Source organism: Thermus brevis (assembly GCF_026427635.1).
In the GTDB taxonomy this organism is placed as follows: Bacteria; Deinococcota; Deinococci; order Deinococcales; family Thermaceae; genus Thermus; species Thermus antranikianii.
Window position 1 is genome coordinate 389,597 of record NZ_CP102606.1, and the last position, 23,028, is coordinate 412,624.

Annotated in this window: 31 protein-coding genes; 18 read left to right on the forward strand and 13 right to left on the reverse strand. The window is 65.5% G+C overall.

The genetic code is table 11. The annotated features are described in order from the left end of the window. Position 1: 1 nt before the first annotated feature. Genes KQ693_RS02205 through KQ693_RS02225 form a run of 5 tightly spaced genes read right to left on the reverse strand, consistent with a single transcriptional unit; the run spans position 2 to position 3,071 of the window. Positions 2-1,144: a phosphopentomutase gene (locus KQ693_RS02205; protein ID WP_267261790.1), complete on the reverse strand. Its 1,143-nt coding sequence runs from the start codon at positions 1,142-1,144 to the stop codon at positions 2-4. After that, positions 1,144-1,401, reverse strand: coding sequence for a hypothetical protein (locus KQ693_RS02210; protein ID WP_019550405.1), 258 nt, complete (start codon positions 1,399-1,401; stop codon positions 1,144-1,146). The genes KQ693_RS02205 and KQ693_RS02210 overlap by 1 nt, the downstream gene beginning before the upstream one ends. A 9-nt stretch (positions 1,402-1,410) precedes the next feature. Next, entirely contained in the window at positions 1,411-2,382 is a 972-nt protein-coding gene (gene zapE / locus KQ693_RS02215) for a cell division protein ZapE (protein ID WP_019550406.1), read from the reverse strand. Positions 2,383-2,400: 18 nt separating this feature from the next. Beyond that, complete coding sequence (locus tag KQ693_RS02220; RefSeq protein ID WP_019550407.1) at positions 2,401-2,799, reverse strand: type II toxin-antitoxin system VapC family toxin; 399 nt, start codon at positions 2,797-2,799, stop codon at positions 2,401-2,403. Then, a complete protein-coding gene (locus tag KQ693_RS02225; RefSeq protein ID WP_015718297.1) occupies positions 2,796-3,071 on the reverse strand; it encodes an AbrB/MazE/SpoVT family DNA-binding domain-containing protein in 276 nt (91 codons plus the stop codon). Before KQ693_RS02225 ends, KQ693_RS02220 begins: the two co-directional genes overlap by 4 nt. Before the next feature lie 50 nt (positions 3,072-3,121). Here KQ693_RS02225 and KQ693_RS02230 point away from each other — a divergent pair, with 50 nt between their 5' ends. The 6 genes from KQ693_RS02230 (at position 3,122) to tgt (ending at position 7,415) form a co-directional block, all read left to right on the forward strand. Beyond that, positions 3,122-3,388, forward strand: coding sequence for a glutaredoxin family protein (locus tag KQ693_RS02230; protein ID WP_219758865.1), 267 nt, complete (start codon positions 3,122-3,124; stop codon positions 3,386-3,388). Between the two features lie 100 nt (positions 3,389-3,488). Continuing rightward, positions 3,489-3,737: an AbrB/MazE/SpoVT family DNA-binding domain-containing protein gene (locus KQ693_RS02235; RefSeq protein WP_015718299.1), complete on the forward strand. Its 249-nt coding sequence runs from the start codon at positions 3,489-3,491 to the stop codon at positions 3,735-3,737. Continuing rightward, positions 3,737-4,180, forward strand: coding sequence for a PIN domain-containing protein (locus KQ693_RS02240; RefSeq protein ID WP_015718300.1), 444 nt, complete (start codon positions 3,737-3,739; stop codon positions 4,178-4,180). Before KQ693_RS02235 ends, KQ693_RS02240 begins: the two co-directional genes overlap by 1 nt. A gap of 34 nt (positions 4,181-4,214) precedes the next feature. Continuing rightward, a complete protein-coding gene (locus KQ693_RS02245) occupies positions 4,215-4,994 on the forward strand; it encodes an enoyl-ACP reductase FabI (RefSeq protein ID WP_015718301.1) in 780 nt (259 codons plus the stop codon). 55 nt (positions 4,995-5,049) lie between these two features. After that, complete coding sequence (ispG, locus tag KQ693_RS02250) at positions 5,050-6,258, forward strand: flavodoxin-dependent (E)-4-hydroxy-3-methylbut-2-enyl-diphosphate synthase (RefSeq protein ID WP_015718302.1); 1,209 nt, start codon at positions 5,050-5,052, stop codon at positions 6,256-6,258. Next, positions 6,258-7,415 (forward strand): tRNA guanosine(34) transglycosylase Tgt, encoded by a 1,158-nt coding sequence (tgt, locus tag KQ693_RS02255; protein ID WP_038029944.1) that lies wholly within the window; start codon positions 6,258-6,260, stop codon positions 7,413-7,415. Before ispG ends, tgt begins: the two co-directional genes overlap by 1 nt. Positions 7,416-7,504: 89 nt before the next feature. On the opposite strand, the gene KQ693_RS02260 is transcribed toward tgt, so the two are convergent. After that, positions 7,505-8,602, reverse strand: coding sequence for an AI-2E family transporter (locus KQ693_RS02260; protein ID WP_267261791.1), 1,098 nt, complete (start codon positions 8,600-8,602; stop codon positions 7,505-7,507). A 4-nt stretch (positions 8,603-8,606) separates the two neighbouring features. Further along, positions 8,607-9,302, reverse strand: coding sequence for a M23 family metallopeptidase (locus KQ693_RS02265; RefSeq protein ID WP_267261792.1), 696 nt, complete (start codon positions 9,300-9,302; stop codon positions 8,607-8,609). A gap of 183 nt (positions 9,303-9,485) precedes the next feature. Here KQ693_RS02265 and tnpA point away from each other — a divergent pair, with 183 nt between their 5' ends. Further along, positions 9,486-9,902 carry an IS200/IS605 family transposase gene (gene tnpA, locus KQ693_RS02270; RefSeq protein ID WP_267261793.1) on the forward strand — a complete coding sequence of 139 codons (417 nt, stop codon included), beginning with the start codon at positions 9,486-9,488 and terminating at the stop codon, positions 9,900-9,902. Then, positions 9,826-11,028, forward strand: coding sequence for an RNA-guided endonuclease InsQ/TnpB family protein (locus tag KQ693_RS02275; RefSeq protein ID WP_267261794.1), 1,203 nt, complete (start codon positions 9,826-9,828; stop codon positions 11,026-11,028). The genes tnpA and KQ693_RS02275 overlap by 77 nt, the downstream gene beginning before the upstream one ends. A 36-nt stretch (positions 11,029-11,064) precedes the next feature. Here the strand turns inward: KQ693_RS02275 and rpmB are convergent, their stop codons facing one another. Further along, entirely contained in the window at positions 11,065-11,361 is a 297-nt protein-coding gene (rpmB, locus tag KQ693_RS02280; RefSeq protein WP_015718306.1) for a 50S ribosomal protein L28, read from the reverse strand. A gap of 73 nt (positions 11,362-11,434) precedes the next feature. Here rpmB and lspA point away from each other — a divergent pair, with 73 nt between their 5' ends. Next, entirely contained in the window at positions 11,435-11,884 is a 450-nt protein-coding gene (gene lspA, locus KQ693_RS02285; protein ID WP_267261795.1) for a signal peptidase II, read from the forward strand. A gap of 72 nt (positions 11,885-11,956) precedes the next feature. Next, positions 11,957-12,175 carry a DUF2283 domain-containing protein gene (locus tag KQ693_RS02290; protein ID WP_038029948.1) on the forward strand — a complete coding sequence of 73 codons (219 nt, stop codon included), beginning with the start codon at positions 11,957-11,959 and terminating at the stop codon, positions 12,173-12,175. 4 nt (positions 12,176-12,179) lie between these two features. Here the strand turns inward: KQ693_RS02290 and aspC are convergent, their stop codons facing one another. Continuing rightward, positions 12,180-13,337 carry an aspartate/prephenate aminotransferase gene (gene aspC / locus KQ693_RS02295; RefSeq protein ID WP_267261796.1) on the reverse strand — a complete coding sequence of 386 codons (1,158 nt, stop codon included), beginning with the start codon at positions 13,335-13,337 and terminating at the stop codon, positions 12,180-12,182. Positions 13,338-13,366: 29 nt separating this feature from the next. On the opposite strand from aspC, the gene KQ693_RS02300 reads away from it, so the two are divergent. After that, positions 13,367-13,678, forward strand: coding sequence for a nucleotidyltransferase family protein (locus KQ693_RS02300; RefSeq protein WP_028493707.1), 312 nt, complete (start codon positions 13,367-13,369; stop codon positions 13,676-13,678). A gap of 274 nt (positions 13,679-13,952) precedes the next feature. On the opposite strand, the gene KQ693_RS02305 is transcribed toward KQ693_RS02300, so the two are convergent. After that, entirely contained in the window at positions 13,953-14,873 is a 921-nt protein-coding gene (locus tag KQ693_RS02305; RefSeq protein WP_267261797.1) for a diacylglycerol/lipid kinase family protein, read from the reverse strand. Between the two features lie 17 nt (positions 14,874-14,890). Here KQ693_RS02305 and KQ693_RS02310 point away from each other — a divergent pair, with 17 nt between their 5' ends. Beyond that, complete coding sequence (locus tag KQ693_RS02310) at positions 14,891-15,538, forward strand: histidine phosphatase family protein (protein WP_267261798.1); 648 nt, start codon at positions 14,891-14,893, stop codon at positions 15,536-15,538. A 47-nt stretch (positions 15,539-15,585) separates the two neighbouring features. After that, complete coding sequence (locus KQ693_RS02315) at positions 15,586-16,440, forward strand: GNAT family N-acetyltransferase (protein ID WP_219758880.1); 855 nt, start codon at positions 15,586-15,588, stop codon at positions 16,438-16,440. Here the strand turns inward: KQ693_RS02315 and KQ693_RS02320 are convergent. The 3 genes from KQ693_RS02320 to KQ693_RS02330 are packed head-to-tail and all read right to left on the reverse strand — an operon-like array spanning position 16,410 to position 19,299. Next, a complete protein-coding gene (locus KQ693_RS02320; protein ID WP_267261799.1) occupies positions 16,410-17,291 on the reverse strand; it encodes a histone deacetylase family protein in 882 nt (293 codons plus the stop codon). The two genes, KQ693_RS02315 and KQ693_RS02320, sit on opposite strands and share 31 nt — an antisense overlap. Before the next feature lie 7 nt (positions 17,292-17,298). Further along, positions 17,299-17,748 carry a tRNA (cytidine(34)-2'-O)-methyltransferase gene (locus KQ693_RS02325; protein ID WP_267261800.1) on the reverse strand — a complete coding sequence of 150 codons (450 nt, stop codon included), beginning with the start codon at positions 17,746-17,748 and terminating at the stop codon, positions 17,299-17,301. 3 nt (positions 17,749-17,751) lie between these two features. After that, on the reverse strand, positions 17,752-19,299 hold the full coding sequence (locus KQ693_RS02330) for an ATP-binding protein (protein ID WP_267261801.1): 1,548 nt from the start codon (positions 19,297-19,299) through the stop codon (positions 17,752-17,754). 221 nt (positions 19,300-19,520) lie between these two features. Here KQ693_RS02330 and KQ693_RS02335 point away from each other — a divergent pair, with 221 nt between their 5' ends. The 5 genes from KQ693_RS02335 to KQ693_RS02355 are packed head-to-tail and all read left to right on the forward strand — an operon-like array spanning position 19,521 to position 23,003. After that, positions 19,521-20,849 carry an ammonium transporter gene (locus tag KQ693_RS02335; protein ID WP_219758883.1) on the forward strand — a complete coding sequence of 443 codons (1,329 nt, stop codon included), beginning with the start codon at positions 19,521-19,523 and terminating at the stop codon, positions 20,847-20,849. Next, the gene (locus KQ693_RS02340; RefSeq protein ID WP_038029963.1) at positions 20,846-21,196 is read left to right on the forward strand and encodes a P-II family nitrogen regulator; all 351 of its coding nucleotides are present in this window, start codon (positions 20,846-20,848) and stop codon (positions 21,194-21,196) included. Before KQ693_RS02335 ends, KQ693_RS02340 begins: the two co-directional genes overlap by 4 nt. 4 nt (positions 21,197-21,200) lie before the next feature. Next, positions 21,201-22,106, forward strand: a complete 906-nt coding sequence (locus KQ693_RS02345) for an HrcA family transcriptional regulator (RefSeq protein WP_267261802.1) — start codon at positions 21,201-21,203, stop codon at positions 22,104-22,106. Then, positions 22,096-22,767 (forward strand): molybdenum cofactor biosynthesis protein, encoded by a 672-nt coding sequence (locus KQ693_RS02350; protein ID WP_267261803.1) that lies wholly within the window; start codon positions 22,096-22,098, stop codon positions 22,765-22,767. The genes KQ693_RS02345 and KQ693_RS02350 overlap by 11 nt, the downstream gene beginning before the upstream one ends. A gap of 11 nt (positions 22,768-22,778) precedes the next feature. Further along, complete coding sequence (locus KQ693_RS02355) at positions 22,779-23,003, forward strand: hypothetical protein (RefSeq protein WP_219758886.1); 225 nt, start codon at positions 22,779-22,781, stop codon at positions 23,001-23,003. Positions 23,004-23,028 lie beyond the last annotated feature (25 nt).

Here is a 23,028-nt window from a genome sequence, read left to right on the forward strand (position 1 = left end):
CCTACACCAAGCTTTTCCCAGGGCCCTCCCAGGTGAGGCCAAACAGCCTGGCCCAGGTGGCCCCCAGATCCGCAAAGCTCTCCCGGGTACCCAGGTCCCCCTTCACCCCCGGGCCCACCCAGAGGAGCATCCCGTACTCCCGGGTGTGGTCGGTGCCGAAGAAGGTGGGGTCGTTGCCGTGGTCGGAGACCAGAAAGAGGTGATCCTCCGGGCCCAGGGCCTCCATAAGCCTGGGAAGGAAATCGTCCACCTCCTTAAGGGCCCGGGCGTACCCCTCCGGGTTCCTCCGGTGCCCGTACTTGGCGTCAAAGTCCACCAGGTTGGCGAAGAGGAGACCGGAAAAAGGCTCTTGCATGAGGGCCAGGGTCTTCTCCAGGCCGTCGGTATTGTCCTTGGTCTTCACCTCCCGGGTGAAGCCCCTATGGGCGTAGATGTCGGGGATCTTCCCCACCCCCACCACCTCGAGGCCCGCCTCCTTGAGAAGATCCAGGACATTCCTGGGGGGCTCCAGGGCGAAATCCTTCCGCAAATCCTCCCGCCGGTAGAAGTTCCCGGGTTCCCCGGCGAAGGGCCGGGCGATGACCCGGGCCACCTGGTGCTCGCCCACCAGCATCTCCCGGGCCACCTGGCACCATCGGTAAAGCTCCTCCAGGGGCACCACCTCCAGGTGGGCGGCCACCTGGAAGACGCTATCGGCCGAGGTGTAGACGATGGGGAAACCCGTCTTCAGGTGGGTCTCGCCGTAGTCCCGTATGGCCTCGGTGCCCGAATAGGGCCGGTTCAAAAGCCATCCCTTCACCCCGATGGCCTCGGCCCAGGCCCTAAGGAGTTCCTCGGGGAAGCCCTCAGGGTAGGTGCGGAAGGGCTTTTCCAGGTACACCCCCACGAACTCCCAGTGCCCGGTGGTGGTGTCCTTGCCGGGGTTCACCTCCCGCATGCGGCCAAAGGCCCCTTGGGGCTCAGGCCGGGGAAGGGTGTGGACCCCGGGAACCCACCCCAGGCCCAGGGCGGCCAGGTGGGGAAGCTCCACCCCCGTTTTCAGCACCGTGTGGTCCAGGGTGTCCGCCCCCTCGTCCCCGAACAAGGGGGCATCCGGCAGATACCCCAGGCCCACCGAGTCCAGGACGATGGCCGTGACCTTCATTACGACCTTAAGCCCCCCTCCTCCTCTTCCTCTTCCTCCGCCAGGGCCATGAGCTCCTCCGGGGTCATCTCGGAAAGGGCCCGGACCGCCTGGAACTCCTCCACCAGGCCCTGGATCTCCTCCATGGCCTCTTCCAGGGAAAGCTCCCCGTCCTGGTACTCGTCCAACACTTCCTCTATGGCCTCGAGGATCCCCACCGCGGCGCTGGCCTGGGATAGGGCCTGGGCCAGTTCCGAAAGCCTTTCCGCTAGTTCCATGCCTCCATGCTACCCCAAAAGCTCCGCCAACCGGGAAAGGGCCCGGCCGTACTTCTTGGCAAAGGCCCCGTGCCGGTAGGTCTCGGGAAACACCTCCTTGAGAGGCACCCCGGAGGCCCGGAGGTCCACCCCCAGGTTGTACACCTGGTCCACGAAGTGCACGAAGCGTAGGGCGTCGTTCTGGTCGGGGATGGCCTCGAGGCCCTTAAGGTAGACGGCCTCCACCCCATCCAGCAGGTAGCGGTAGCGGATGGGGTGTAAGGCGCGCAGGTGGGCGAGAAGCTCGGGAAAGGCGTCCAGGGTCTTCCGGCGGGGGTCCTCCCGGTAGAGGGGAAGGAGCCTGCAATCGGAAAGGGGTTCGGGAAACCGGTCCGGGTCGCGGTGGCGGAAATCCTCCCCTTCTATGCGCTCCACAGCGAAGCGCCGGGCGAGGCTTTGGATCTGGTGCTTGAACTGCTCGGCGTTAAACCGCCCTTCCCCCAAGGCCCCGGGCGGGGTGTTGGAGGTGGTGGCCACCCGCAGGCCCCTATCCATGGTGAGGGCCAGGAAGTGGGTGATCATCTGGGCGTTGCCGGGGTCGTCCAGCTCAAACTCGTCCAGGAAAAGGTAGCGCAAGGCGGCAAAGCGCCTGGCCCCTTCCCTTAGGCCCATGAGGCCCAGGGTGTAGGTGAGCTCCTCAAAGGTGAGGAAGGCCTTAGGGCCCGGAGCCTCCCAGTAGGCAGCCACCAGGAGGTGGGTCTTCCCCACGCCAAAGCCCCCGTCCAGGTAGATCCCTTGGGGGCCGGGAAGCCGGGGCCGGAGGAAGCCCCGGGGGCGGTCCTTGATCCATCGTCGCAGGCGCTCCTTGGCCAGGGTCTGGGAAGGATAGCGGGGATCGGGCCGATAGGTGGCGAAGGTGGCGGATTGGAAGCGGGGTGGGGGCACAAAGCTTTGCAGGAGTCTTTCCAGATCCACCTCGGGGTAGCGGTCCACCAGGCGCATGGCCTACATTCTAGCCGGCTAGCGCACCACCTCCACGGCCACCCCCAGGGAAAGGGCACCCCAGGAAGCGTCGGCGGTAAGGGCCGGCAGGTTCAGGCGCTGGGCCAAGGCCAAGCAGGCCCTATCCCCCAGGGAAAGCCCCAAGGAGCGGGTGAGGGGGCGAAGGCGGGCCACCCCAAGGGCATCCTCCTCGGTAAAGGGGAAGACCACCAGGACCTCGCCCAGAATCCCTTCCCGCTTCAACCGATCCCGAACCCCCTTGGGATCCCCTCCCCGTTCGGCAAGTTTGGAAAGCGCCTCCGCCAGGTTGACAGCGCTTATCGCCGCTCCCTCGGCTAGGGCCTCCTCCACCCGCTGGGCTCCGGGTTCATCCAAAAGCAGGGCCAACAAGGCCGAGGCGTCCAGCACCGCCCTCACTCCAGGTCCTCCTTCCGGGCCTCCTCCCGCCGGTCCCGGATGAGTTCGTCCACCAGGTTCACCCCTGGCGCCAGGCCTTTGAGAAGGCCCCTGGCCCGATGGGCCACCTCGCGGAAGCTCACCAGCTCGAGGGTGCCCTCCTCCCGCCAGCGCAAGAGGAGGCGATCTCCCTCCCTAAGCCCCAGGGCTTCCCGCACCTCCGCCGGGAGTACCACCCGACCCTTAGAGCCCACCTGCACCACATAGTGGGTCTTATCCGAAACCTCCCCCATGCTTTTATTGTACCTCCCTAGAAGGAGCCCTTATGGTACCATGGTGGGGTATGGTGCGGCTTTACGGCATCCCCGGCTGCGGTCCTTGCGAGATCGTGAAGATGTTCCTGGCGCAAAAGGGCGTGCCCTTTGAGTTCGTCAACGCCCGGCAGGACCCGGAAGCGGCTAGGAAGATCAGCGAGCTGGTGGGAAGCCCCACCGCCGGGGTGGTCCTGGAGTGGAACGGCAAGGTGGAGGCCATCCGCGGGGTTTCCCCGGCCACCCTCAACGCCTGGCTGGCCAGGTACCAGGCCGAGCAAACCCTGGCCTCCAGTTGAAACCGGGGCCGTCGGCCTATCCAAAAATTGCCGAGCCCCAGACCTCGGTTCACCGAAAGTAAGGAAACCAAACTTCAAGGAAATCGGGTAAGCTAAAGGTATGGAGCTCGCCAAGCTCAGCCGCAAGGGACAGGTTTCCATTCCCAAGCGCCTCCTCAAGGCCTTGGGCCTCGAGGGGGAAGCCTACCTCCTGGTGGAGGTTTCCCCTGAGGGAGCCATCGTGCTTCGGCCCGCCGGGGTTTATCCCGTGGAGATCTATTCCCAGGCCCGCATCCGAGAGTTTCTGGAGGAGGACCAGCTTACTCAGGAGGAAAGGGAACGCTTGGCCAAAGCCCTGGGCGAGCGCTAATGCGCCTCTTCTTGGATGCCAATGTCCTCTTCGCCGCAGCCTGGCAGGAGGGAAGGGCCAGAAGCCTCTTCCTCCTGGCGCAAAGGGCAGGAGTCCACCTCCTAACCTCCTCACACGCCCTGGAGGAAGCCCGAAGAAACCTAAGCCTAAAGCGGCCGGAAACCCTCAAGGTCCTTGAGGAACTATCCCTCAGGGTAGAACGGGTTCCTGAGGCGCCCATCCGCCTGGTACGCCAGGCCCTGAGGGAGGGGTTGCCCCCGAAGGACGCTCCCATTCTGGCAGCCGCCTGGGCAGCCAAGGCGGACCTTCTCGTCACCGGCGACCGCAAGCATTTCGGTTCCCTCATGGGGCGGAAGATACGGGGGGTATGGGTCCTGTCCCTGAAGGAAGCGTGGACTCTTCTTCTGGAAAACGTGGAACAACAAAGCTCCCCTTCACCCTAAGCAGGGTCCCTTAACCCTTGGGTATAATCCCCCCATGCTCACCCTGGACCTTTCCGGCAAAAAAGCCCTCATCATGGGCGTCACCAACCAGCGGAGCCTGGGTTACGCCATCGCCGAGAAGCTCCACCAGGCAGGGGCGGAGCTGGCCTTTAGCTACCAGGGGGAAAGGCTCAAAGAGGAGGTGGAGAAGCTGGCCGCTCCCCTTAACGCCCTCACCTTCCAGGCGGACGTCACCAAGGACGAAGAGCTGGACCGGCTTTTCGCCGGGATCAAGGGGGCCTGGGGGGAGCTGGACTACCTGGTCCACGCCATCGCCTTCGCCCCCCGGGAGGCCATGGAGGGGCGGTACCTGGACACGAAACGCCAGGACTGGCTTCTGGCCCTCGAGGTCTCCGCCTACTCCCTGGTGGCCGTGGCCCAGCGGGCAGAACCCCTCCTAAGGGAAGGGGGAAGCCTCGTCACCCTCACCTACTACGCCAGCGAGAAGGTGGTGCCCAAGTACAACGTGATGGCCATCGCCAAGGCGGCCCTCGAGGCCAGCGTCCGCTATCTGGCCTACGAACTTGGCCCCAGGGGGGTGCGGGTGAACGCCATCTCCGCCGGGCCCGTGCGCACCGTGGCCGCAAGGAGCATCCCGGGCTTCATGAAGATGTACGACCGGGTGGCCCAGGTGGCCCCCCTAAAGCGCAACATCACCCAGGAGGAGGTGGGGAACCTGGGGCTTTTCCTCCTCTCGCCCCTTGCCAGCGGCATCACCGGAGAAGTGGTCTACGTGGACGCCGGGTACCACATCATGGGGATGGAGCTGGAATGAAGCCCCCGTCGCCAGGGCTTAGCCCGTAGGCTTCCCTTCCGCTACCATAGGAAGGATGAGGCGACCTACCCCTACGGTCTGGGTGGGACGCGTTCCCTTAGGGGGCGCCCACCCCGTGGCCGTGCAGTCCATGACCAACACTCCCACCCAGGATGTGGAGGCCACCACGGCGCAGATCCTGGCCCTCTACCGGGCGGGAAGCGAGATCGTGCGCCTCACGGTGAACGACGAGGAGGCGGCCCGGGCCGTCCCGGAGATCAGGAAAAGGCTCCTCGTGGAGGGGGTGGAGGTGCCCCTGGTGGGGGATTTCCACTTCAACGGCCACCTGCTCCTCAGGAAGTACCCTAAAATGGCCGAGGCCCTGGACAAGTTCCGCATCAACCCGGGCACCTTGGGCCGGGGGCGGCATAAGGACGAGAACTTCGCCGAGATGGTAAGGATCGCCCTGGACCTGGGCAAGCCCGTGCGCATCGGGGCCAACTGGGGAAGCCTGGACCCTGCCCTCCTCACCGAGCTCATGGAGGCAAACGCCCGCCGCCCTGAGCCCAAAAGCTCCCACGAGGTCCTCCTGGAAGCCCTGGTGGAAAGCGCCGTGCGGGCCTATGAGGCTGCCCGGGAGCTGGGTCTAGGGGAGGATAAGATCGTCCTTTCCGCCAAGGTGTCCAAGGCCCCGGACCTGGTATGGGTCTACCGGGAGCTGGCCCGCCGCACCCCAGCCCCCCTTCACCTGGGCCTTACCGAGGCGGGAATGGGGGTGAAGGGGATCGTGGCCAGCACCGCAGCCCTTGCTCCCCTGCTTCTGGAAGGCATCGGGGACACCATCCGCATCTCCCTCACCCCGGCCCCCGGGGAGCCCCGCACCAAGGAGGTGGAGGTGGCCCAGGAGATCCTCCAGGCCCTGGGCCTTAGAAGCTTCGCCCCGGAGGTCACCAGCTGCCCGGGGTGCGGCCGCACCACCAGCACCTTCTTCCAGGAACTGGCGGAAACCGTAAACGCCCACCTGAGGGCCAGGCTCCCCGAATGGCGGGCGAAGTACCCGGGGGTGGAGGAGCTCAAGGTGGCGGTGATGGGGTGCGTGGTGAACGGCCCCGGGGAGAGCCGCCACGCCCATATCGGCATCTCCTTGCCGGGAAGCGGGGAAGAGCCCAAGGCCCCGGTTTACGCGGATGGGAAGCTCCTCACCATCCTCAAGGGGGAGAACCTGGCCCAGGACTTCCTGGCCCTTTTGGAAGACTACGTGGAGCGGCGCTTTTCCAAAGCCTGATGGATCCCTTTTGCTTCGCCATCCAAGCCCGCTCTGGCCGGGCCCGGGTAGGCCTTCTCACCACCCCCCACGGAAGGGTGGAAACCCCTCTTTTCATGCCCGTGGGCACCCAGGGCTCGGTGAAGGGGCTTTTGCCCAAGGACCTGAAGGCCATCGGCAGCCAGGTGCTCCTGGCCAACACCTACCACCTCCTCCTCCGTCCGGGGCCCGAGCGGGTGAGGGCCCTGGGAGGACTGCACCGCTTTGCCGGCTGGGATGGCCCTTGGCTTACGGACTCCGGGGGGTTCCAGGTGATGAGCCTGGGGCACCTGCGGCGCATTGACGAGGAAGGGGTGGTCTTCCAAAGCCACCTGGATGGAAGCCTGATCCGTCTCACCCCGGAACGAAGCATCGCTATCCAGGAAGCCCTGGGGGCAGACTTCATCATGGCCTTTGACGAGTGTCCTCCTTACCCGTCCTCCCCCGAATACCTGAAGGCTTCCCTAGAGCGCACCCTGCGCTGGCTGGAGCGGAGCCTGAAGGCCAAAACCCGGCCCGACCAGGCCCTCTTCGGCATCGCCCAGGGAGGGACGGATGCCGGGCTTAGGGCCCTTGCCACCCGGGAAACCCTGCGCTTTGATCTTCCCGGCTACGCCATCGGGGGCCTAGCCGTGGGGGAGACCAAGGAGGAGATGTTCCCTATGGTGGCCCTCTCCACGGAGATCCTTCCCGAGGCAAAGCCCCGCTACCTCATGGGGGTGGGGCACCCCGAGGACCTGGTGGCGGCCATGGGCCTAGGGGTAGACCTCTTTGACAGCGTCTACCCCACCCGCACGGGCCGCTTCGGCTCGGCCTTGGTCCCGGAAGGGCGAATAAACCTGAAAAACGCCCAGTACCTGGAGGACAAACGGCCTCTGGAAGAAGGCTGCGATTGCTACGCCTGCCAAACCTTCAGCCGGGCCTACATCGCCCACCTGGTGCGCGCCGGGGAGATGCTTGGAGGCATCCTCCTTTCCCTGCACAACCTCCGCTTCCTGCACCGCCTCACGGAAAGGGCCCGGGAGGCCATCCGCCAAGGAAGCTACGGGGCCTTTGCCCGGGAGTTTGCCGAAAGGCGTTTTGGCAAGGAGATACCCCCCTGGTTCCGGGAGGCCATGGCGGCGGGGGGGCACTGGTAAAGCCACCCCGCCCTGGCTTGCGCCAGGGCGGGGACCCCGGTGAGGCCACCCCACCTTGGCTTCGCCAAGGCGGGGACCCCGGCTATAACCTAGCCCTCCCGGTAGAACCGGCTTTTCTTGTAGTACTCCTCCAAAAGCACCTTGAGGAAGGCAGCCGTAGGGACCCCTAAAAGCGCTCCCCAGAGGCCAAAAAGGGTGGCCCCCACCAAGATGGCGGCGATGGCGGTCACCGGATGAAGCCGGGTGGAGCGGCCCACGATGAAAGGCCCGAGGAGGTTCCCCTCCAGCTGGTTGGCCAGCCAGAGGACCAAAAGGGCCAAAAGCACCTTGCCCCACCCCCCGGTGGCCGCCAGGAGCAGGGCGGGCACCCCGGAGACAATCACCCCCACGAAGGGGATCAGGTTAAAGACCCCGGCCAGAAAACCCAGGCTGGCGGCCAGGGGAACCCCCACCAGCCATAGCCCCACCCCCACAAGAAGCCCCACCAGAAAGGCCACCAAAAGCTGCCCCCGCACATACCCCCCCACGCTTTGGTCCAGCTTATGGGCCAGCTCGGCCACCAGGGGCTGGTAGGGTTCCGGGAACACCTTCAAGGCCGCCTGGGCCAGGCGCGGCAGGTCGTAGAGGAAGTAGATGGAAAGGGTGAGGGCGGTGAGGAGCTGGAAGATGCCGCCCAGCAAGGAGGTGAAAAAGCCCAGGAGGTTGCCCCCCTGGGAGAGAAGCCCCTGAAGCCAGCGAACCAGGGTTTCCAAAAATCCCTGCAAAAGGCCCTGGAGGTTACGGCTGGCCTCGGCCAGCACAGGCCTTAGGGTCTCGGGAATGGGTATGGTCCGAACGCGATTGGGCAGGTCCAGCAGCCACGAAAGAAAGGGATCCAGGAGCGCAGGAAGCTCCTGGGCCAGGCGGGAGAGCTCCAGCACCGTCTGGGCGGTGAGGAAGGAGGCGAGGCCCAGAAAAAGGCCCAGTCCCAGGTAGACCAGGACCACCCCCAGGAGCCGGGGAAGCCTTTTGCCTTCAAAGAAGCGCACCACGGGATGGGTGAGATAAGCGATGGCAAAGGCGGTGAGGAGGATGGAAAGGGCAGGCCAGGCCCGGAGGAGAAAGCGGTAGAGGAGGAAGAAGAGAAGGAGGTAAACGAGAACCCGCACATACGGGTTCTCCCAGACCCGGGCGAAAGCCTCGCGCATGGGGCTATTCTAAGCGGAAGAAGGCCTTGGCCTCCTTGAGGAGCCCCTCCCGGGACAGGCCCTGAAAGAGGAACCTCCCCCGGTCGGGCTCCCCTTCCCAGATCTCAAAAAGAAGCCTGGGAGCCCCGCCCATAAGCCCGGTGCTACCCACATAGCCGATGGGATCCCCCCGGTATACCCTCTGCCCCACCTTAAGGCCAGGGTAGGGCCCCTCGAGGTGGGCGTAGACGCTGGTGCGGCCATCCGGGTGGCGGATCCAGACCTCGAGGCCCCGCAAGAGGTCCATCTGCTCCGGGGAAGCCCCGTTTCGCACCGCCTCCAGAAGCCTCTGGTACTCCTCAGCAGAGGGCTCCTTGTAATCCCCTTCCACCTTCACCACCTCTCCCCCAAAAGCGGCCACCACCCCCATCCCCCGCACCACGGGCACGCAGGCATCCCCTTGGATGAACACGAAGCCCGCGCTCACCCCCTTGCGGTAGGGACGGGGCGCACCCGGGAGGTTTTCGGGCCTGGTGGGCAGGCAGGCCCCAGGTAGGGGAAGAACATACCCCTCGGGCGCCAGGGTCGCCTTCTGGCTTAGAATCCCCACCTCCTGGCGCAGGCCGGCAAGCTGCCTTCCCCTTAGGGAAAACCCCAGGGTGACCACCAGGCTGTAGAGGGCCAGGGCCAGAAGGAGATAATGCCCCGGCTTCCAGACCATGAACCCATGCTACAAAAAAAGCCCCCCAAGGGGGGCTTTCCCAAGGGAGGAAGACCTTAGAGAAAAGAGGGGGAGTGGGGGAGCTATAATCCCCCGGTTTTTAAACCGGGGATACATGGACTCCCCCACGTGCTCCGAAGGAGCACATGGCATAGTGGGCAGCGGATGTGCTAGCATAGGCACATGCCCGAAGAACGCGCCACGCGCCATTCCCATTACAATCTGAACTACCATCTGGTGTTCACCCCCAAGTATCGCGGGCAGGTCTTCGTTGGCGAGGTGCGCGAAAGGCTCATGCAGGTATTCCGGGAAGCTTGCTTGATGAGGGATTGGGTTGTGCTAGGCATGGAGGTTATGCCCGACCACGTGCACCTTTTTCTTTCTGTACCGCCCAAGTGGGCACCCTCGGATGTGGCGAAGATACTGAAGGGCGTGTCAGCTCGGCGCATCCTGCAAGAGTTTCCCAGGCTACGGCGGGGCAAGGGCGGGGGTCATTTGTGGACGCCTTCCTTTTACGTGGGTAGTGCTGGGAATATCTCAGCCCAGACTATTCAGCGATACATCGAGTTGCAACGCAAGCATCAGGTGGACGATGATTAAAAAGGCGTTCAAGTACCGCCTGTACCCCACCCGGCCCCAGCAGAGGGACCTGGAACACACCCTTGAACTCTGCCGCCAGTTGTACAACGCCGCCCTGCAAGAGCGCAGGGATGCCCACAGGAAGGTGGGCAAAACGGTGGGCTTCTACGAGCAAAAACGGTGGCTGCCCGAGATACGGGCCGGGTTGCCGGAGTACAGGGGCGTCCACTCCCAGGTCTTGCAAAACGTCATCGAGCGGGTAGACAAGGCCTTCCAGGGCTTCTTCCGTAGGGTCAAGGAGAAAAGGAAAGCCGGATACCCTCGCTTCAAAGGGAGGGGACGCTATGATTCCTTTACCTTCCCTCAGGCCGAAAAGACGGGAGTTAAGCTCCAGAAGGACGGAAAACGAGTATTTATCCACGGGATAGGCTCGGTAAAGGTCAAACTGCACCGACCCCTTGAGGGCAGGATAAAGACCGCCACCGTGAAGCGGGAGGGGGACCATTGGTACATCGTCTTCACCTGTGAAGTTGAACCCAAGCCTCTTCCTCCAACCGACCGGGCCGTAGGCATAGACCTGGGCACCAACCCCCACTTCCTCATCACCTCGGATGGGGAAACAGTGGAGGCTCCCCGGTACTTCCAGAAGGCAGAGGAAAGACTGGCTAAAGCCCAGAGGGAACTTTCCCGCAAGAAAAAGGGTAGTTATCGTCACAAGCAGGCTAAGAAGCAGGTAGCTAAGCTCCACCGCAAGATAGCCAATCAGCGCAGGGACTTCCACCACAAGACTGCCAGAAAGCTTGTCGAACGATACGGGGTGATAGTCCATGAAGACCTGAACATCCTCGGCTTGGCCCGTTCCCGCACCGCCAAAGGGGTGCTGGATGCGGGTTGGGCCCAGTTTCTGCAAATCCTTGCCTACAAAGCGGCGGAGGCTGGTAGGCAAGTGATAGGGGTAGACCCCAGGTACACGAGCCAGGATTGCCCGGTGTGTGGGTACCGGGAGAAGCGTCCCCTGTGGGTGCGGGAGTACACCTGCCCCCAGTGCGGGGCTCACCTACACCGGGACATAGCGGCGGCGCAGAACATCCTGGCTAGGGCTCGGGCGGAGCCTGCGGGGATGGGTACGGCATGGGCCGTCCCGTGAGAACCGCGAAGCCCCGCTCTTCAGAGCGGGGAGTCGTCACAGTAGCTTCAAGAGCCTCTCTTTGATCTCCTTGGCGGAAAGGCCCTCCAGTTTAAGCCCCTTGGCCCGGTCCAGAAGCTCGTAAACCTTGGGAATATGGCTCGCCGCCACCCGGAAGGTGATCTCCTGGCCCGCCACCTGGACGCGGATCTTCTGCAGGTTGGGGTACTGCCGACGCTTGGAAATGCCGGTGGTCTTCTTACCCACGCCCCCTTCCCGCTTGGCCTTACCCCGCCTTTGGATGCTATTGGCCACGATGGGCCTCTTTCCGCTAATCTCGCACACCTTGGACATAAGACCCTCCCGTGCCCGAAGGCAAACCCTATGGAGTATAGCACAAAGGGGGGCATTGGGTAGACTCTAGGGGATGCCCACGATCCTGGTGCCCCTCCTCCTCGCCTTTGACCAGATTCTCAAGCTCTGGGCCCTGGAAAACCTTTCCCCGGTGCCGAGGCCCTTTCTGGGAGACCTCCTCTACCTCACCCTGGTCAAGAACACGGGGGCGGGCTTTGGCCTTTTCGAGGGCCGGGCCTTCCTCCTGGGGTGGCTCAGCCTGGGGGTGGGGGCCCTCCTCCTTTACCTTCTGGCCCGAAGGCGCTATGTCTTCTGGCAAACCCTGGCCCTCTCCCTCATCACCGTGGGGGCTCTGGGTAACGGGATAGACCGCCTGGGCCGCGGCTGGGTGGTGGACTACCTGGACTTGGGAACCTCCATCCCCCTTATCGCCACCTTCCCCGTCTTCAACCTGGCGGATGTGTGCGTGACGGTGGGGGCGGCCCTGCTCCTCCTGGCTCCCAGGCGGAAGCGCCGCTTTTAGAGCCCAGGGGCATGCCCAAGAAACCCATCCAACTTACCCCGCATACTCGGGGGGCCACAGCGGAGGAAAGCCATGCGGATTACCTATGACCTCGAGGCCGATGCCCTGTACATCGCCTTCGGCGAGGGGCCGGCCACCGTGGAAGAGGTGGGAGAAGGCATTGCCCTGGACTGGGATGCCGAGGGAAAACTCTTGGGCATCGAAATCCTGGATGCCAGCAAGCGGCTTTCCGACCCCAAGGCCCTAAGGCGCTTCTCCCTGGAGGCCCTCCCGGTCTGGGATGGAACCTAAGAGCTTAGACCCTTTGCAAAACCCGCGCAAAACGCTCCAGGGCTTTCTTCAGGTTTTCCTCGCTGGTGGCGTAGGAGAGGCGCACGTGCCCAAAGGCGGCGAAATCCGTGCCCGGCACCACCGCCACCCCCCCTTCAAGGAGCCTCTCCGCCGCCTTCACCTCATCCTCGGCGAAGGGGGAGGTGTCCAGGAGGACGTAGAAGGCCCCGTTCGGGCGCACCGCCTTCAACCCGATCTCGGAAAGCCCCTTAAGGAGAAGGTCCCGCCGCCTCCTGTAGGCCTCCCGGGCCATTTCGATAAAGGCCCTCGAGGCCTCCTGGTTGGTGAGGGCCTCGAGGGTGGCCCACTGAGCGATGGTGTCGGGGCTGGTGGTGGACTGGCTGGAAACGTCCGCCATGGCCTTGATGACCGCCTTGGGGCCACAGGCGTAGCCGATGCGCCAGCCGGTCATGGCGAAGGCCTTGGCCGCCCCGTTCACGGTGATGGTGTGCTCAGGAGCCAGCTGCCCCGGGGAGAAGTGTTCCCCCTCGTAGATGAGGTGCTCGTAGATCTCGTCGGAAACCAGGTAGAAGTCGTGCTCCAGGGCAAGCCGGGCCAGGGCCTCGAGGACCTCCCGGGGATAGACCGCCCCCGTGGGGTTGTTGGGGGAGTTCACCACCAAGGCCTTGGTGCGGGCCGTGATGGCCCTTTTCACCCGCTCGGGGTCGGGCACGAAGCCTTCCTCGGGAAGGGTTTCCACCTCCACCGGCACCCCGCCGGCAAAGCGCACCATCTCCGGGTAGCTCACCCAGTAAGGAGCCAGGACGATCACCTCATCCCCGGGGTCCAGGATGGCCTGGAAGAGGTTAAACAGAGCCTGCTTCCCCCCCACGGTGACGATGGTCTGGTCCGGGGCGATGGCAAGGCCATTCTCCTTGCGGAACTTCTCCGCCAGGGCCTCCCGAAGCTCGGGAATCCCCGCCGGGGGCGCATACTTGGTCTTCCCCTGGGCCAGGGCGCGCCGGGCTGCCTCCTTCACATGCTCGGGAGTGTCAAAATCCGGCTCCCCGGCTGTCAAGGCCACCAGGTCCACCCCCTGGCGCCTAAGCTCCAGAGCCCTGGCGTTCACCGCCACCGTGGCCGAGGGTTTCATGGCCCTAACCCTTTGCGAAAGGCCGCGCATGGCCTAAGTATACGGGCTACAATGCGTGGGTGGGGGAAGGAGCCCGCGAGGAAGTGCTAAGGGAGGCCTCGAGGCGGGTGGCAGAGCTCCTCAAGGGAAGGCGCTACCGCCTTTACCTTTTCGGCTCCCGGGCCCGGAAAGAGGCCAGCCCCCGCTCGGATTACGACCTGGCCCTGTGGGCCGACCCGCCCCTGGACCTGGCCACCCTGGCCCGCATCCGGGAGGCTTTGGAAGAGCTTCCCATCCTGCAAAGGATAGACCTGGTGGAGCTCTCCTGGGCCCCAGGGCTTAAGAAAACCGTGGAGGAGGAGGGGATCCTGATTGCAGAAGGAGAGGTTTAGGGAGCGCCTGCACCTTTTCCGCCGGCTTTTGCTGAGGCTGGAGGAGGTGGAAGGGGAAGACACCTAGGCCCACAGGGTTCCCCGAAGCCTCCCCAAGCCCTTCCTCCCGGTACGGTTGGACCACGAGCCCCGAGCGGTAAAATCAAAAGCTCTCCCCTTGGTCTCCACCTGACGGAGAAGCTCGAGGGCATGGGCCTTCGAGTAACCCTTGGACACCTCCACGCCCAGGTCTTGAGGACTGGGCACCGGGTTCAAGAACCGGCACCTCCAGGCCTCAACCTGCCCCCACCGGGCTTAAAAGGGGCCTTTCCCCCTTCTGCCCCGCCCTGCCTCCCACCACCCTAAGGCCCAAAGGCTCCACCCGGGCCCGGTAAAGGCGGGCCTCGGGAAGAAGCTCCCCGTCCGCATGGGCGGGGACAGGATGGGCGAACTCCACCACCACCTCCCGGCCCGCAAAGGCCACCACCTGGGGATGGGAAAGGTGCCTGCCCAAAAGGAGCCGGGGAAGGATGAAGACCACCCCAGGCCGGGTGAAGGAGCGGGCCAGGATCACGGAGAGGAGGCCATCCCGGGGGTCGGCCATGGGGGCGATGGGGATGCCACCCCCGTAGGCGGGTCCGTTCATCACCGCCACCAGGAGAAGAGGCCCCCGGTGCACCTCCTCCCCCTCCACCACCACCCGCCCCTCGGGCAGGCGAAGCTCCTTAAGCACCCCGAAGAGGGCGTAAAGGTAGCGGGGCATGCCCCGGAGGAAGGAGGGGGCGGTGAGGGCCTTCTTGGCTACCAGGGCATCGAAGCCAATGCCCAGGGAAGCCCCGAAGGGCTCACCGTTCACCCAGCAGAGGTCTATGGCCTCCTCCTGGGCAAAGAGGGCCAGTTCCAGGGCCTCCCTCCAGGGAAGCTCCCTCAGGCCCAGCATGCGGGCGAAGTCGTTGCCGCTACCGATGGGCACCACCCCCAGGACCTTTTCCGTGCCCGCCAGGCCCCTCAACACCTCGTGCACCGTGCCATCCCCCCCCACGGCCACCACCCTGGCCCCTTCAGGGGCATCCCGGGAAAGCTCGGTGGCGTGGCCCGGGCCCTCGGTGAGGAAGGCCTTCGCCCCTTTTTCCCGCGCAGCCTTGAGGATGGACCCGGAAAGCCTCCCCACCTTTCCCCGTCCCGCCGCCGGGTTAACGATGACCCACCTTTCCACCCCCGTATTCTAGGGCCATGGGTCTTCTCGGCCACTTCCTTAAGGGACCCCACCCCAAAACCACCCTGCTCCTCACCCGGGCCGGGCCGGTGGAAAACCCCGAACACGTGCTTTACAGCCATCCGGGCCTTCCCCTTTCGGAACAGGGCAGGCAGGCCCTCCGCTCCCTGGCCAGGCTAGCCCGGCGCTACCCCGTGGCCTGGGTCTACGCCGCCGACAGCCTGGCCGAGGCCGAGGCGGCCGGGCTTCTTGCGGAAGCCCTCGGGGTGCCTTTTACCCTTCTCCCGGAGCTGAGGGAGCGAAGCTGGGGGGAATGGGAAGGGCTGAGCTTCGCCGAGGTAAGGGAGCGGTATCCCCAGGAAGTGGCCGCCTGGCTGGAGGACGAGGCCGGCTTTGCCCCCCCGGGTGGGGAAAGCTTGAGGAAGGCCTGGGAAAGAGGGCGGGAAGCGATCAGGACCCTCCTTGGAAAGCATCAAGGCCAGGCCCTGTTGGTGGTGGGGAACTGCACCCTAAACCGCGCCGCCTTGAGCCTGGCCCTGCCCCTTCCCGTGGAAGAAGGCCTCAGGGTGGAGCAGGACTACGCCCGGCTTTCCGTGGTGGAGTTCTACGGCGAGGAAGGGGTGGTGAAGGCCCTCAACCTGGGTCAGCTTGAGGAACAAGCTTGACATTTGTCCCTGGCTCCGTCCCGGGCAACGGGGAGTAGACTAGAGGCATGATCCGGCCCGTGGCCCGCCAGGACCTTCCTGGGCTCCTAAAGCTCCTCCGCTGGATGGACGAAAGCCCCAAGCGGGGGGTTCTGGCCCCGGAGGCCCGGGACCTCGAGGGCCTGGCCGAGGAGCTGGAGGACGGCCTGGTCCTCTTGCGGGACGGGGAGGTGGCAGGGTACGTGGGCCTTTATGCCTTTTGGGATGGAGCGGCCCTCGAGGGACCCCTGGCCTACCGGGAGGAGGACCTTTTCCCCCTTCTCCAGGCCGCGGAAAAGCGGGCCGGTGAGCTTCACCTGGACCGGCTTTACGCCTTCCCCCGGGAGGAAAACCACACCCTGCGCCAGGTGCTGGAGGAGGCCGACTTCGGCCTTTTGCACCTCACCTACTTCTTCGTGAAAAACCCGGAGGGCCTAGACTACCCACCCCCTGAGGGCGTGGTCATCCGAAGGGGTTTCCCGGGCCCCGGGGTTTACCGGGAGCTTTACCGGGAAAGCGAGGAGGGCTGGGCCCTGCGCCTCAAATGGACGGACGAGGAGCTTTGGGAACACTTCCAGGATCCCCATGTCCACCTCCTGGTGGCCTACCGGGGAGACGAACCCGTGGGCCTGGCCGAGGTGGAGCTGGAGGATAAGGAGGCCAGCGTGGCCTATGTCGGCGTGGTGCCCAAGGCCCGGGGCCAGGGCATCGGGCGGGCCCTCTTGGCGGAAGCGGCAAAGCTGGCGCAGAAGAAAGGCGCCACCCTCCTGAGGGTCCGGGCCCACGACCACGAGACCGGGGCCCTGGAGCTTTACCGCAACCTGGGCTTCAGCCTCGAGGAGGCGGTGGCCACCTACGCCAAGGAACTCAGGGCCAGGCGGTAGGTCCCTGCATGGGCCTCCACGGTGAGCCGGGGGTCGCGGTTGTACCCCCCACCCATCACCACCACCAGGGGTACCCCCAAGGCCTTTACCATGCGAAAAACCCGTTCATCCCGCTTCCGTACCCCCTCGAGGCTCAGGCCCAGCCGGCCAAACCGATCCCCCTTTAGCACGTCCACCCCGGCGTTGTAGAAGACCAGCTCGGGCCGGAAAGCCTGGGCTGTTTCCAACGCCTCATCCAGGGCGTAGAGGTAGGCCTCGTCCCCCACGCCGTCGGGAAGTCCCACATCCAGGTCGCTCCTCTCCTTCCTTAAGGGGTAGTTCCGCTCCCCGTGGAGGGAAAGGGTGAAAACGGTGGGGTCTTTTTGGAAAAAGACCGCGGTGCCGTTGCCCTGATGGGCGTCCAGGTCCACCACCAAGACCCGGCCCCGGAAGCCCTCCCGCCTGAGCCAGGCCACGGCCACCGCCACATCGTTGAAAAGGCTATACCCCTCGGCCCGGTCGGGGTAGGCATGGTGGGTGCCCCCGGAGAGGTTCAGGCCGAGGCCCAGCTCCAGGGCATCCCTGGCGGCGGCCAGCGTTCCCCCCGCCGCAAAGAGGGCCCGCCTGAGGAGGCTTGGGCTAAAGGGCAGGCCCAGGCGCAAGGACTCCTGGCGGGAAAGCCCCTCGGTGAAAAGCCTTTCCACATACTCCGGGCGGTGGGCCAAATGAAGGGCTTCCCGGGGCACCTCGGGGGCAGGCAGGACGGGAAGGAGTTCCCTCAAGGCCTCCGCCACCCCCTGGTACTTGTAGAGGGGGAAGGGATGGCCCTGGGGGAGGTCCACTCTTAGGTGGGCGGTGGTGTAGGCCCGCACGCCTCCATCATGCCCCATGAAGCTGCCGGTAGGCCTCATAGGCCGCCACCCCCACGGCCACCGCCAGGTTCAAGGAGCGTACCGGCCCCGGCATGGGGATGTACACCCCGGGGAAAAGGGCCAGGACCTCCGGGGGAAGCCCCCGGGTTTCGGGGCCAAAGAGGAGGTAGTCCCCGGGCTGGAAGCTCACCCCATAGAGGCAGGTATCCCCCCGGGCGCTAAAGGCCCAGACCTGGGCACCCGGGGGCAGGCTTTGCCAGAAGGCCTCCCAGGTATCGTGAAGGTGCAGGTCCACGTGGGGCCAGTAGTCCAGGCCCGCCCGCTTAAGCCGAGGGTCGCTCAGGCGGAAGCCCAAGGGGCGGATAAGGTGCAGGGGCCAGCCCAAGGCAGCGGCGGTGCGGGCGATGTTCCCGGTATTCTGTGGGATCTCCGGCTGGAAAAGGACCAGGTGAAGCATGGCCTAGACCCGCCTCCGGTAACGGGTAGCGGCTCCCCGGCCCGTCCGCTCCACCTTGCCTTCCCGGATAAGCCGGTTCAGCAAGGCCAGGGTTGCCCTGGGGGTAAGCCCCAGCTGGGCTTCCACCTCCCGCCGGGAAAGGGGATCGGCCAGGAGGCCCAAGGCCCTTTCCCCCAAAGGATCGCGCCGCACCAGGTGGTACCTTCCCCCTTCCTTGCGCAAGAGGCCCATGCGCTCCATCCGGGTGAGGACCTTGCGGGTAGCTTCCAAAGGAAGCTGGAGGGCGCGGGCCAGCTCCTCGAGGGTGGCCTCCCCCACCCTCCGCAGGTGGCCCACGGCGATGAGGTGGTCCAGGCTGAAGCCACCCAGGCGCTCCTGGGCCTCGGCCAGCTCCCGCACGAAGGCCTCGTCCAGCTCCGGGTTGTAGAGGACCAGGGTGAGGGCCTCGGGGAAAAGGTGGTACTCCGGGGGCTCCTTGCCGTACTTGAGGAGGAGGCGGTACATCTTGTCCACCCCGCTTCCCGCCCGCTCCACGTAGCCAAGCCGGTAGAGGGCCTCGGCCAGACGGGGATTCCGCCTTTTGGGGGGGTGGCGGAGGATGTTCTCCGGGGTGATACCGGGAGGGAAGCTTCCCGGGTTGGAAACCTCCAGGCGATCCGGGTAGTGGTGCACCTGGATGGCATCCGGGCTTTGCCAGTCCCGGTGGACCAAGGCGTTTAAGAGGGCCTCCCGGTAGACTTCCTGGTCAAAGTCCCAGACCTCGAGGCGGAACAGGCCCACCGTGAGGTAGCGAACCCGGTTCCTGGCCTGGATCAGGTCCCTAAGCCTTTCCAGGAGGGCGGGGATGGAGCGCAGGATGTCCTCCCTGAAGGCGTAGCCTTCCGGGTCCACGCCGGCCTCGTGATAGTAGTAGCTCACCTCCGCTTGGGGAAGAAGCCGCTTCAGGGCCAAGGGGGTTCCTGCCAGAAGGAGGCCCGCCACCGTGGGCTTGTCCTGCCCCTCCACTCGCTCCAAAAGTCCCAGGGCGAAGAGGAGTTCCAGGTCCGGCAAGGCCGCCAGGTTGCTTCCCCGCTCCTCCAGGATGCGCCTAAGGCGCAGAACCTCCACCGGGTCCAGGTCGGAAAGGCTGGCCGCCGGCAGCACCTGAGCGGTGAAGTCGGGCTCCGGCAGGGCCTGGCCCATCCTCAGCTCCGTGAGCCTTTTGCCGTCCCAAAAGGGCACCCTCCCTGCCCCCACGGCGATGGCCGCCGGGCTCTGCGGTACATGAAGGGCCAAAACCCGGCCCATAGGCCCCTCGATCACCTCCACATAGGGCAGGAGAAGCCCCTGGGTGAGTTGGAAAAGGGCATGGGTGATCTGCAAGGGATGGATCTCCGAGGCTCCCACCACCCGCCCCTCCCCATCCACCCCCAGGAAGAGGATCCCGCCCCGGTGGTTGGCTAGACCTGCGGCGTAGCGGGCCAGCTCCTCCGGGGAAAGGTCCGGGGGCAGGAAGAGGGTGCGCTCGTCCTGTCCCAAAGAAAGCCGCTCCAAGAGTTCTTCCCACGTCACGGGCCTCAGTTTAAGGGGAGAGGCCCGGTGTCGACCGGGATGGATTGTGCGCAACGCTGTGCAGTCTTATGTGCACATCTGTACACTTTAGGGCCGACAGCATGCGATATAAATACGGCTATTTTGCGTTGCATGCTCCAAAAGCTTTTGCTAAGTGTCAAGCTACTGCTTGACATTATGCACACCCGGTGCTACCCTCAGCCCTAAGGGGGTGACGGACCATGCGGAAGACCCTATTTATAGCGGCAAGCGGGCTTTCAGGACTGGCCTTGGCAGAAGGGGTGGACGGGGCGGCCACGGCCTGGATGCTGGTTTCCACGGCCCTGGTGCTCCTCATGACCCCGGCTTTGGCCTTCTTCTACGGCGGCCTGGTGCGGAGCAAGAACGCCTTGAACACCATGATGATGAGCTTCGCCGCCTTGGGCTTCGTGGGGGTGGGCTGGGCCCTTCTCGGCTACAGCCTAGCCTTTGCCGGGGGCGGTCCCTGGCTGGGGAGCCTAGGCCACGCCCTTCTGAAGGGAGTGGGCCTCGAGGCCAAGGGGGAGATCCCCCATCTCCTCTTCATGGCCTTCCAGGGCACCTTTGCCATCATCACCGCCGCCCTCCTCACCGGGGGCATAGTGGAAAGGGTACGCTTCCCCGCCCTCCTTCTCTTCCTCAGCCTCTGGGGGCTCTTGGTCTACGCCCCCCTGGCCCACTGGGTCTGGGGTGGAGGGTTTTTGGGCTCCTTAGGGGCCTTGGACTTCGCCGGGGGCACGGTGGTCCACATCAACGCCGGCGTGGCTGCCCTGGTGGGGGCTTTAGTCCTGGGAGCCCGGAAGGACTACGGCCGCCAGGCCATCCTTCCCCATAACGTCCCCTTCGTGCTTCTGGGGGCCGCCCTTCTCTGGTTCGGCTGGTTCGGGTTCAACGGGGGAAGCGCCCTGAGCTCCGGAGCCCTGGCGAGCCTGGCCTTTGTGAACACCCTCCTCGCCCCCGCGGCCACCCTCACCGCCTGGGCCCTTCTGGACCTCCTGCGCACCGGCAAGGTCACGGCGGTGGGCCTGGCCACCGCCATCGTGGTGGGCCTGGTGGCCATTACCCCGGCGGCGGGGTTCGTATCCCCCCTATCCGCCCTGGTGCTGGGGGCGGTGAGCGCCTTCCCCAGCTATTTCTTCCTGCTCTGGCGGCCCAGGACCCGGCTGGACGACTCCCTGGACGTGTTCGGCGCCCACGGGATCGCGGGCACCACCGGTGCCCTCCTCACCGGCCTTCTGGCGGAGAAGGCCTGGAACGGAGTAGCGGACGGCTTCCTCTTCGGCAACCCCATGCAGCTCGCCATTCAGGCCCTGGCGGTGGGGGTGGCGGTGGCCTACTCCGCCCTCGGCACCTTCCTCCTCCTGAAGCTTGTGGGCCTTCTCACCCCCTTGCGGGCCAGCCCCAAGGAGGAAGGGCTGGGCCTGGACGTGACCCAGCACGGGGAAGAAGCCTACGTGGAAGGCGAGGGAGCCATCCTGGTGCTCTCCGAGGCCACCCCCCCTGCCCTCAAGCCCGCTGGAGGTAAGGCATGAAGCTCATCGTGGCCATCATCCGGCCGGAGAAGCTACAGGACGTGCTGGAAGCCCTCTTCAGGGCGGAGGTGCGGGGGCTATCCATCAGCAGGGTCCAGGGGCACGGGGGGGAAACGGAAAGGGTGGAAACCTACCGGGGCACCACGGTGAAGATGGCCCTGCACGAAAAGGTACGCCTGGAGATCGGGGTGTCCGAACCCTTCGTTCGGCCCACGGTGGAGGCCATCCTCAAAGCCGCCCGCACCGGGGAGGTGGGGGACGGAAAGATCTTCGTTCTGCCGGTGGAGAAGGTCTACCGGATCCGCACCGGGGAGGAGGACCAGGCCGCCGTAACCCCGGTACAATAAGGATGTGACGGCCAGGCAGCGGGCCATCCTTCACCTCCTGGTGGAGGTGTACATCAAGACCAAAGCCCCTGTGCCCTCGGCGAGGCTGGCCGAGGGCCTGGGGCTTTCCCCTGCCCTGGCCCGGTACGAGCTCATCGCCCTCGAGGAGATGGGCTACCTCTCCAAACCCCACGCCTCCGCCGGAAGGGTCCCCACCCGGCAGGCCTTCCGCCAGTACTCCCTTTCCCTCCTCCCCCCAAAACCCCTTCCCGAGGCCACCCAGGAGCGGCTCCAGCGGGCCCTGGAGGGGGCCAGGGAACCCGAGGCCTTTTTGGTGAAGATGGCGGTGGGGCTTTCCGGGTACCCCGCCCTTCTGCGCTTGAGGCCCAGGAACTCCCCCAAGGTGCTCCAGGTCCACCTCTCCCCCCTGCCGGAAGGAACCCTGGCGGTTTTCGTCCTGGAAGGGGGAAGGGTGAAGGAGGCCCGCCTTCCCCTCAGCCTTCCCACAGAGCGCCTAAGGAAGGCGGAAGAAGCCCTCTCCGGACCCTTTGCCGCCTTGCCCCCGGCTCCCAGGGGCCTGGAGGAGCTTTTCGCCCATCTCTCCCGGGCCCTTTCCGCAGGCCTTTCCCTCGTCTACCGCGAGGGGCTGGCCGAGGCCTTAAAGGAACCGGAGGCCAAGGATCCCGGCTTTCTGGAACGCCTGGTGGCCCTTTACGAGGCCGGGGGGGATGAGGCAGTCCTGACCCCTCCCGGCCGGGTGGACGTGCGGGTGGGAGAGGTGGAGGGCCTTTCCCAGGTGCAGGCGGGCTTCGCCCGGGGAGAGTGGCTGGGGGAGCTGGTGCTCCTGGGGCCCATGCGCATGCGCTACCTCGAGGCCCTCTCCGTGGCCTCGAGCCTCAGCCGGGTCTATACTGGGCAGCATGCGGGTTGAAGTGCGGCTCTTCGCCCTTTACCGGGAACAGGCGGGCACGGACCGCCTCTTCCTGGAGCTTCCCGAAGGAGCCCGGGTACTGCACGCTAAAGAAGCCCTGGAGAAGCGTTTTCCCGGCCTAAGGCTGGAGGGCGGCATGGCGGCGGTGAACCAGGCCCTGGCCCAGGGGGAAACCCCCCTAAAGGAGGGGGACGAGGTGGCCTTTCTGCCCCCGGTCTCGGGAGGGCAGGACTCCTACGGCCTCACCCATGAACCTTTGGACCTGAAGGCCCTGGTGGACTGGGCCACCGCCCCCGAGTACGGGGCAGTGGTGAGCTTCCTGGGCACCACCCGAAGCCCCAACCGGGGGGAGGAGGTGGCCTTCTTGGAGTACGAGGCCTACCCCGGCATGGCGGAGAAGGTGATGGCGGAGATCATCGGGGAGATGCGCTCCCGCTGGCCCCTGGGCCGGGTGGCCCTCTGGCACCGCCTGGGCCGGGTGAACCCCGGGGAGGCCTCCATCGCCATCGTGGTTTCGGCCCGGCACCGCCCCGAGGCCTTCGCCGCCTGCCAGTACGCCATTGACCGGGTGAAGCAGATCCTCCCCGTCTGGAAGAAGGAGCACCGGCCGGACGGCAGCTTCTGGGTGGAGGGCTTCGCCCCGGAGGACCACCGCCTCTAGGGCCCCCAGCCATGGCCTCCTTTTCCTTCCTCCTGGGCCTCTTCCTTCTGGTCCTCTGGGCCTTGCCCCTCCTTCTGGGCTTCCTCTCGGGCCGGGCCTACCGGCATGGGCGCACCAGGGTGGGCCTGGGCCTTCTCCTCTTCGGGGGCTTCCTGGGGCTCCTTGCCCGGCCCAGGCCCTTGGGGCTTCTCCTTCTCCTTCTGGGGCTAGGTCTGGGCTACGGGCGGCTACGCTGAAAAACCCCGGCGAAAGCCTTACAAT

Bases quoted from the DNA above. Each gene is read 5' to 3' on its own strand.
- KQ693_RS02205 (WP_267261790.1), bottom strand. From the start codon at position 1,144: ATGAAGGTCACGGCCATCGTCCTGGACTCGGTGGGCCTGGGGTATCTG.
- KQ693_RS02210 (WP_019550405.1), bottom strand. From the start codon at position 1,401: ATGGAACTAGCGGAAAGGCTTTCGGAACTGGCCCAGGCCCTATCCCAG.
- zapE (WP_019550406.1), bottom strand. From the start codon at position 2,382: ATGCGCCTGGTGGACCGCTACCCCGAGGTGGATCTGGAAAGACTCCTG.
- KQ693_RS02225 (WP_015718297.1), bottom strand. From the start codon at position 3,071: ATGGGGGAGGTTTCGGATAAGACCCACTATGTGGTGCAGGTGGGCTCT.
- KQ693_RS02230 (WP_219758865.1), top strand. From the start codon at position 3,122: ATGGTGCGGCTTTACGGCATCCCCGGCTGCGGTCCTTGCGAGATCGTG.
- KQ693_RS02235 (WP_015718299.1), top strand. From the start codon at position 3,489: ATGGAGCTCGCCAAGCTCAGCCGCAAGGGACAGGTTTCCATTCCCAAG.
- KQ693_RS02240 (WP_015718300.1), top strand. From the start codon at position 3,737: ATGCGCCTCTTCTTGGATGCCAATGTCCTCTTCGCCGCAGCCTGGCAG.
- KQ693_RS02245 (WP_015718301.1), top strand. From the start codon at position 4,215: ATGCTCACCCTGGACCTTTCCGGCAAAAAAGCCCTCATCATGGGCGTC.
- ispG (WP_015718302.1), top strand. From the start codon at position 5,050: ATGAGGCGACCTACCCCTACGGTCTGGGTGGGACGCGTTCCCTTAGGG.
- tgt (WP_038029944.1), top strand. From the start codon at position 6,258: ATGGATCCCTTTTGCTTCGCCATCCAAGCCCGCTCTGGCCGGGCCCGG.
- KQ693_RS02260 (WP_267261791.1), bottom strand. From the start codon at position 8,602: ATGCGCGAGGCTTTCGCCCGGGTCTGGGAGAACCCGTATGTGCGGGTT.
- KQ693_RS02265 (WP_267261792.1), bottom strand. From the start codon at position 9,302: ATGGTCTGGAAGCCGGGGCATTATCTCCTTCTGGCCCTGGCCCTCTAC.
- tnpA (WP_267261793.1), top strand. From the start codon at position 9,486: ATGCCCGAAGAACGCGCCACGCGCCATTCCCATTACAATCTGAACTAC.
- rpmB (WP_015718306.1), bottom strand. From the start codon at position 11,361: ATGTCCAAGGTGTGCGAGATTAGCGGAAAGAGGCCCATCGTGGCCAAT.
- lspA (WP_267261795.1), top strand. From the start codon at position 11,435: ATGCCCACGATCCTGGTGCCCCTCCTCCTCGCCTTTGACCAGATTCTC.
- KQ693_RS02290 (WP_038029948.1), top strand. From the start codon at position 11,957: ATGCGGATTACCTATGACCTCGAGGCCGATGCCCTGTACATCGCCTTC.
- aspC (WP_267261796.1), bottom strand. From the start codon at position 13,337: ATGCGCGGCCTTTCGCAAAGGGTTAGGGCCATGAAACCCTCGGCCACG.
- KQ693_RS02310 (WP_267261798.1), top strand. From the start codon at position 14,891: ATGGGTCTTCTCGGCCACTTCCTTAAGGGACCCCACCCCAAAACCACC.
- KQ693_RS02315 (WP_219758880.1), top strand. From the start codon at position 15,586: ATGATCCGGCCCGTGGCCCGCCAGGACCTTCCTGGGCTCCTAAAGCTC.
- KQ693_RS02325 (WP_267261800.1), bottom strand. From the start codon at position 17,748: ATGCTTCACCTGGTCCTTTTCCAGCCGGAGATCCCACAGAATACCGGG.
- KQ693_RS02335 (WP_219758883.1), top strand. From the start codon at position 19,521: ATGCGGAAGACCCTATTTATAGCGGCAAGCGGGCTTTCAGGACTGGCC.
- KQ693_RS02340 (WP_038029963.1), top strand. From the start codon at position 20,846: ATGAAGCTCATCGTGGCCATCATCCGGCCGGAGAAGCTACAGGACGTG.
- KQ693_RS02350 (WP_267261803.1), top strand. From the start codon at position 22,096: ATGCGGGTTGAAGTGCGGCTCTTCGCCCTTTACCGGGAACAGGCGGGC.
- KQ693_RS02355 (WP_219758886.1), top strand. From the start codon at position 22,779: ATGGCCTCCTTTTCCTTCCTCCTGGGCCTCTTCCTTCTGGTCCTCTGG.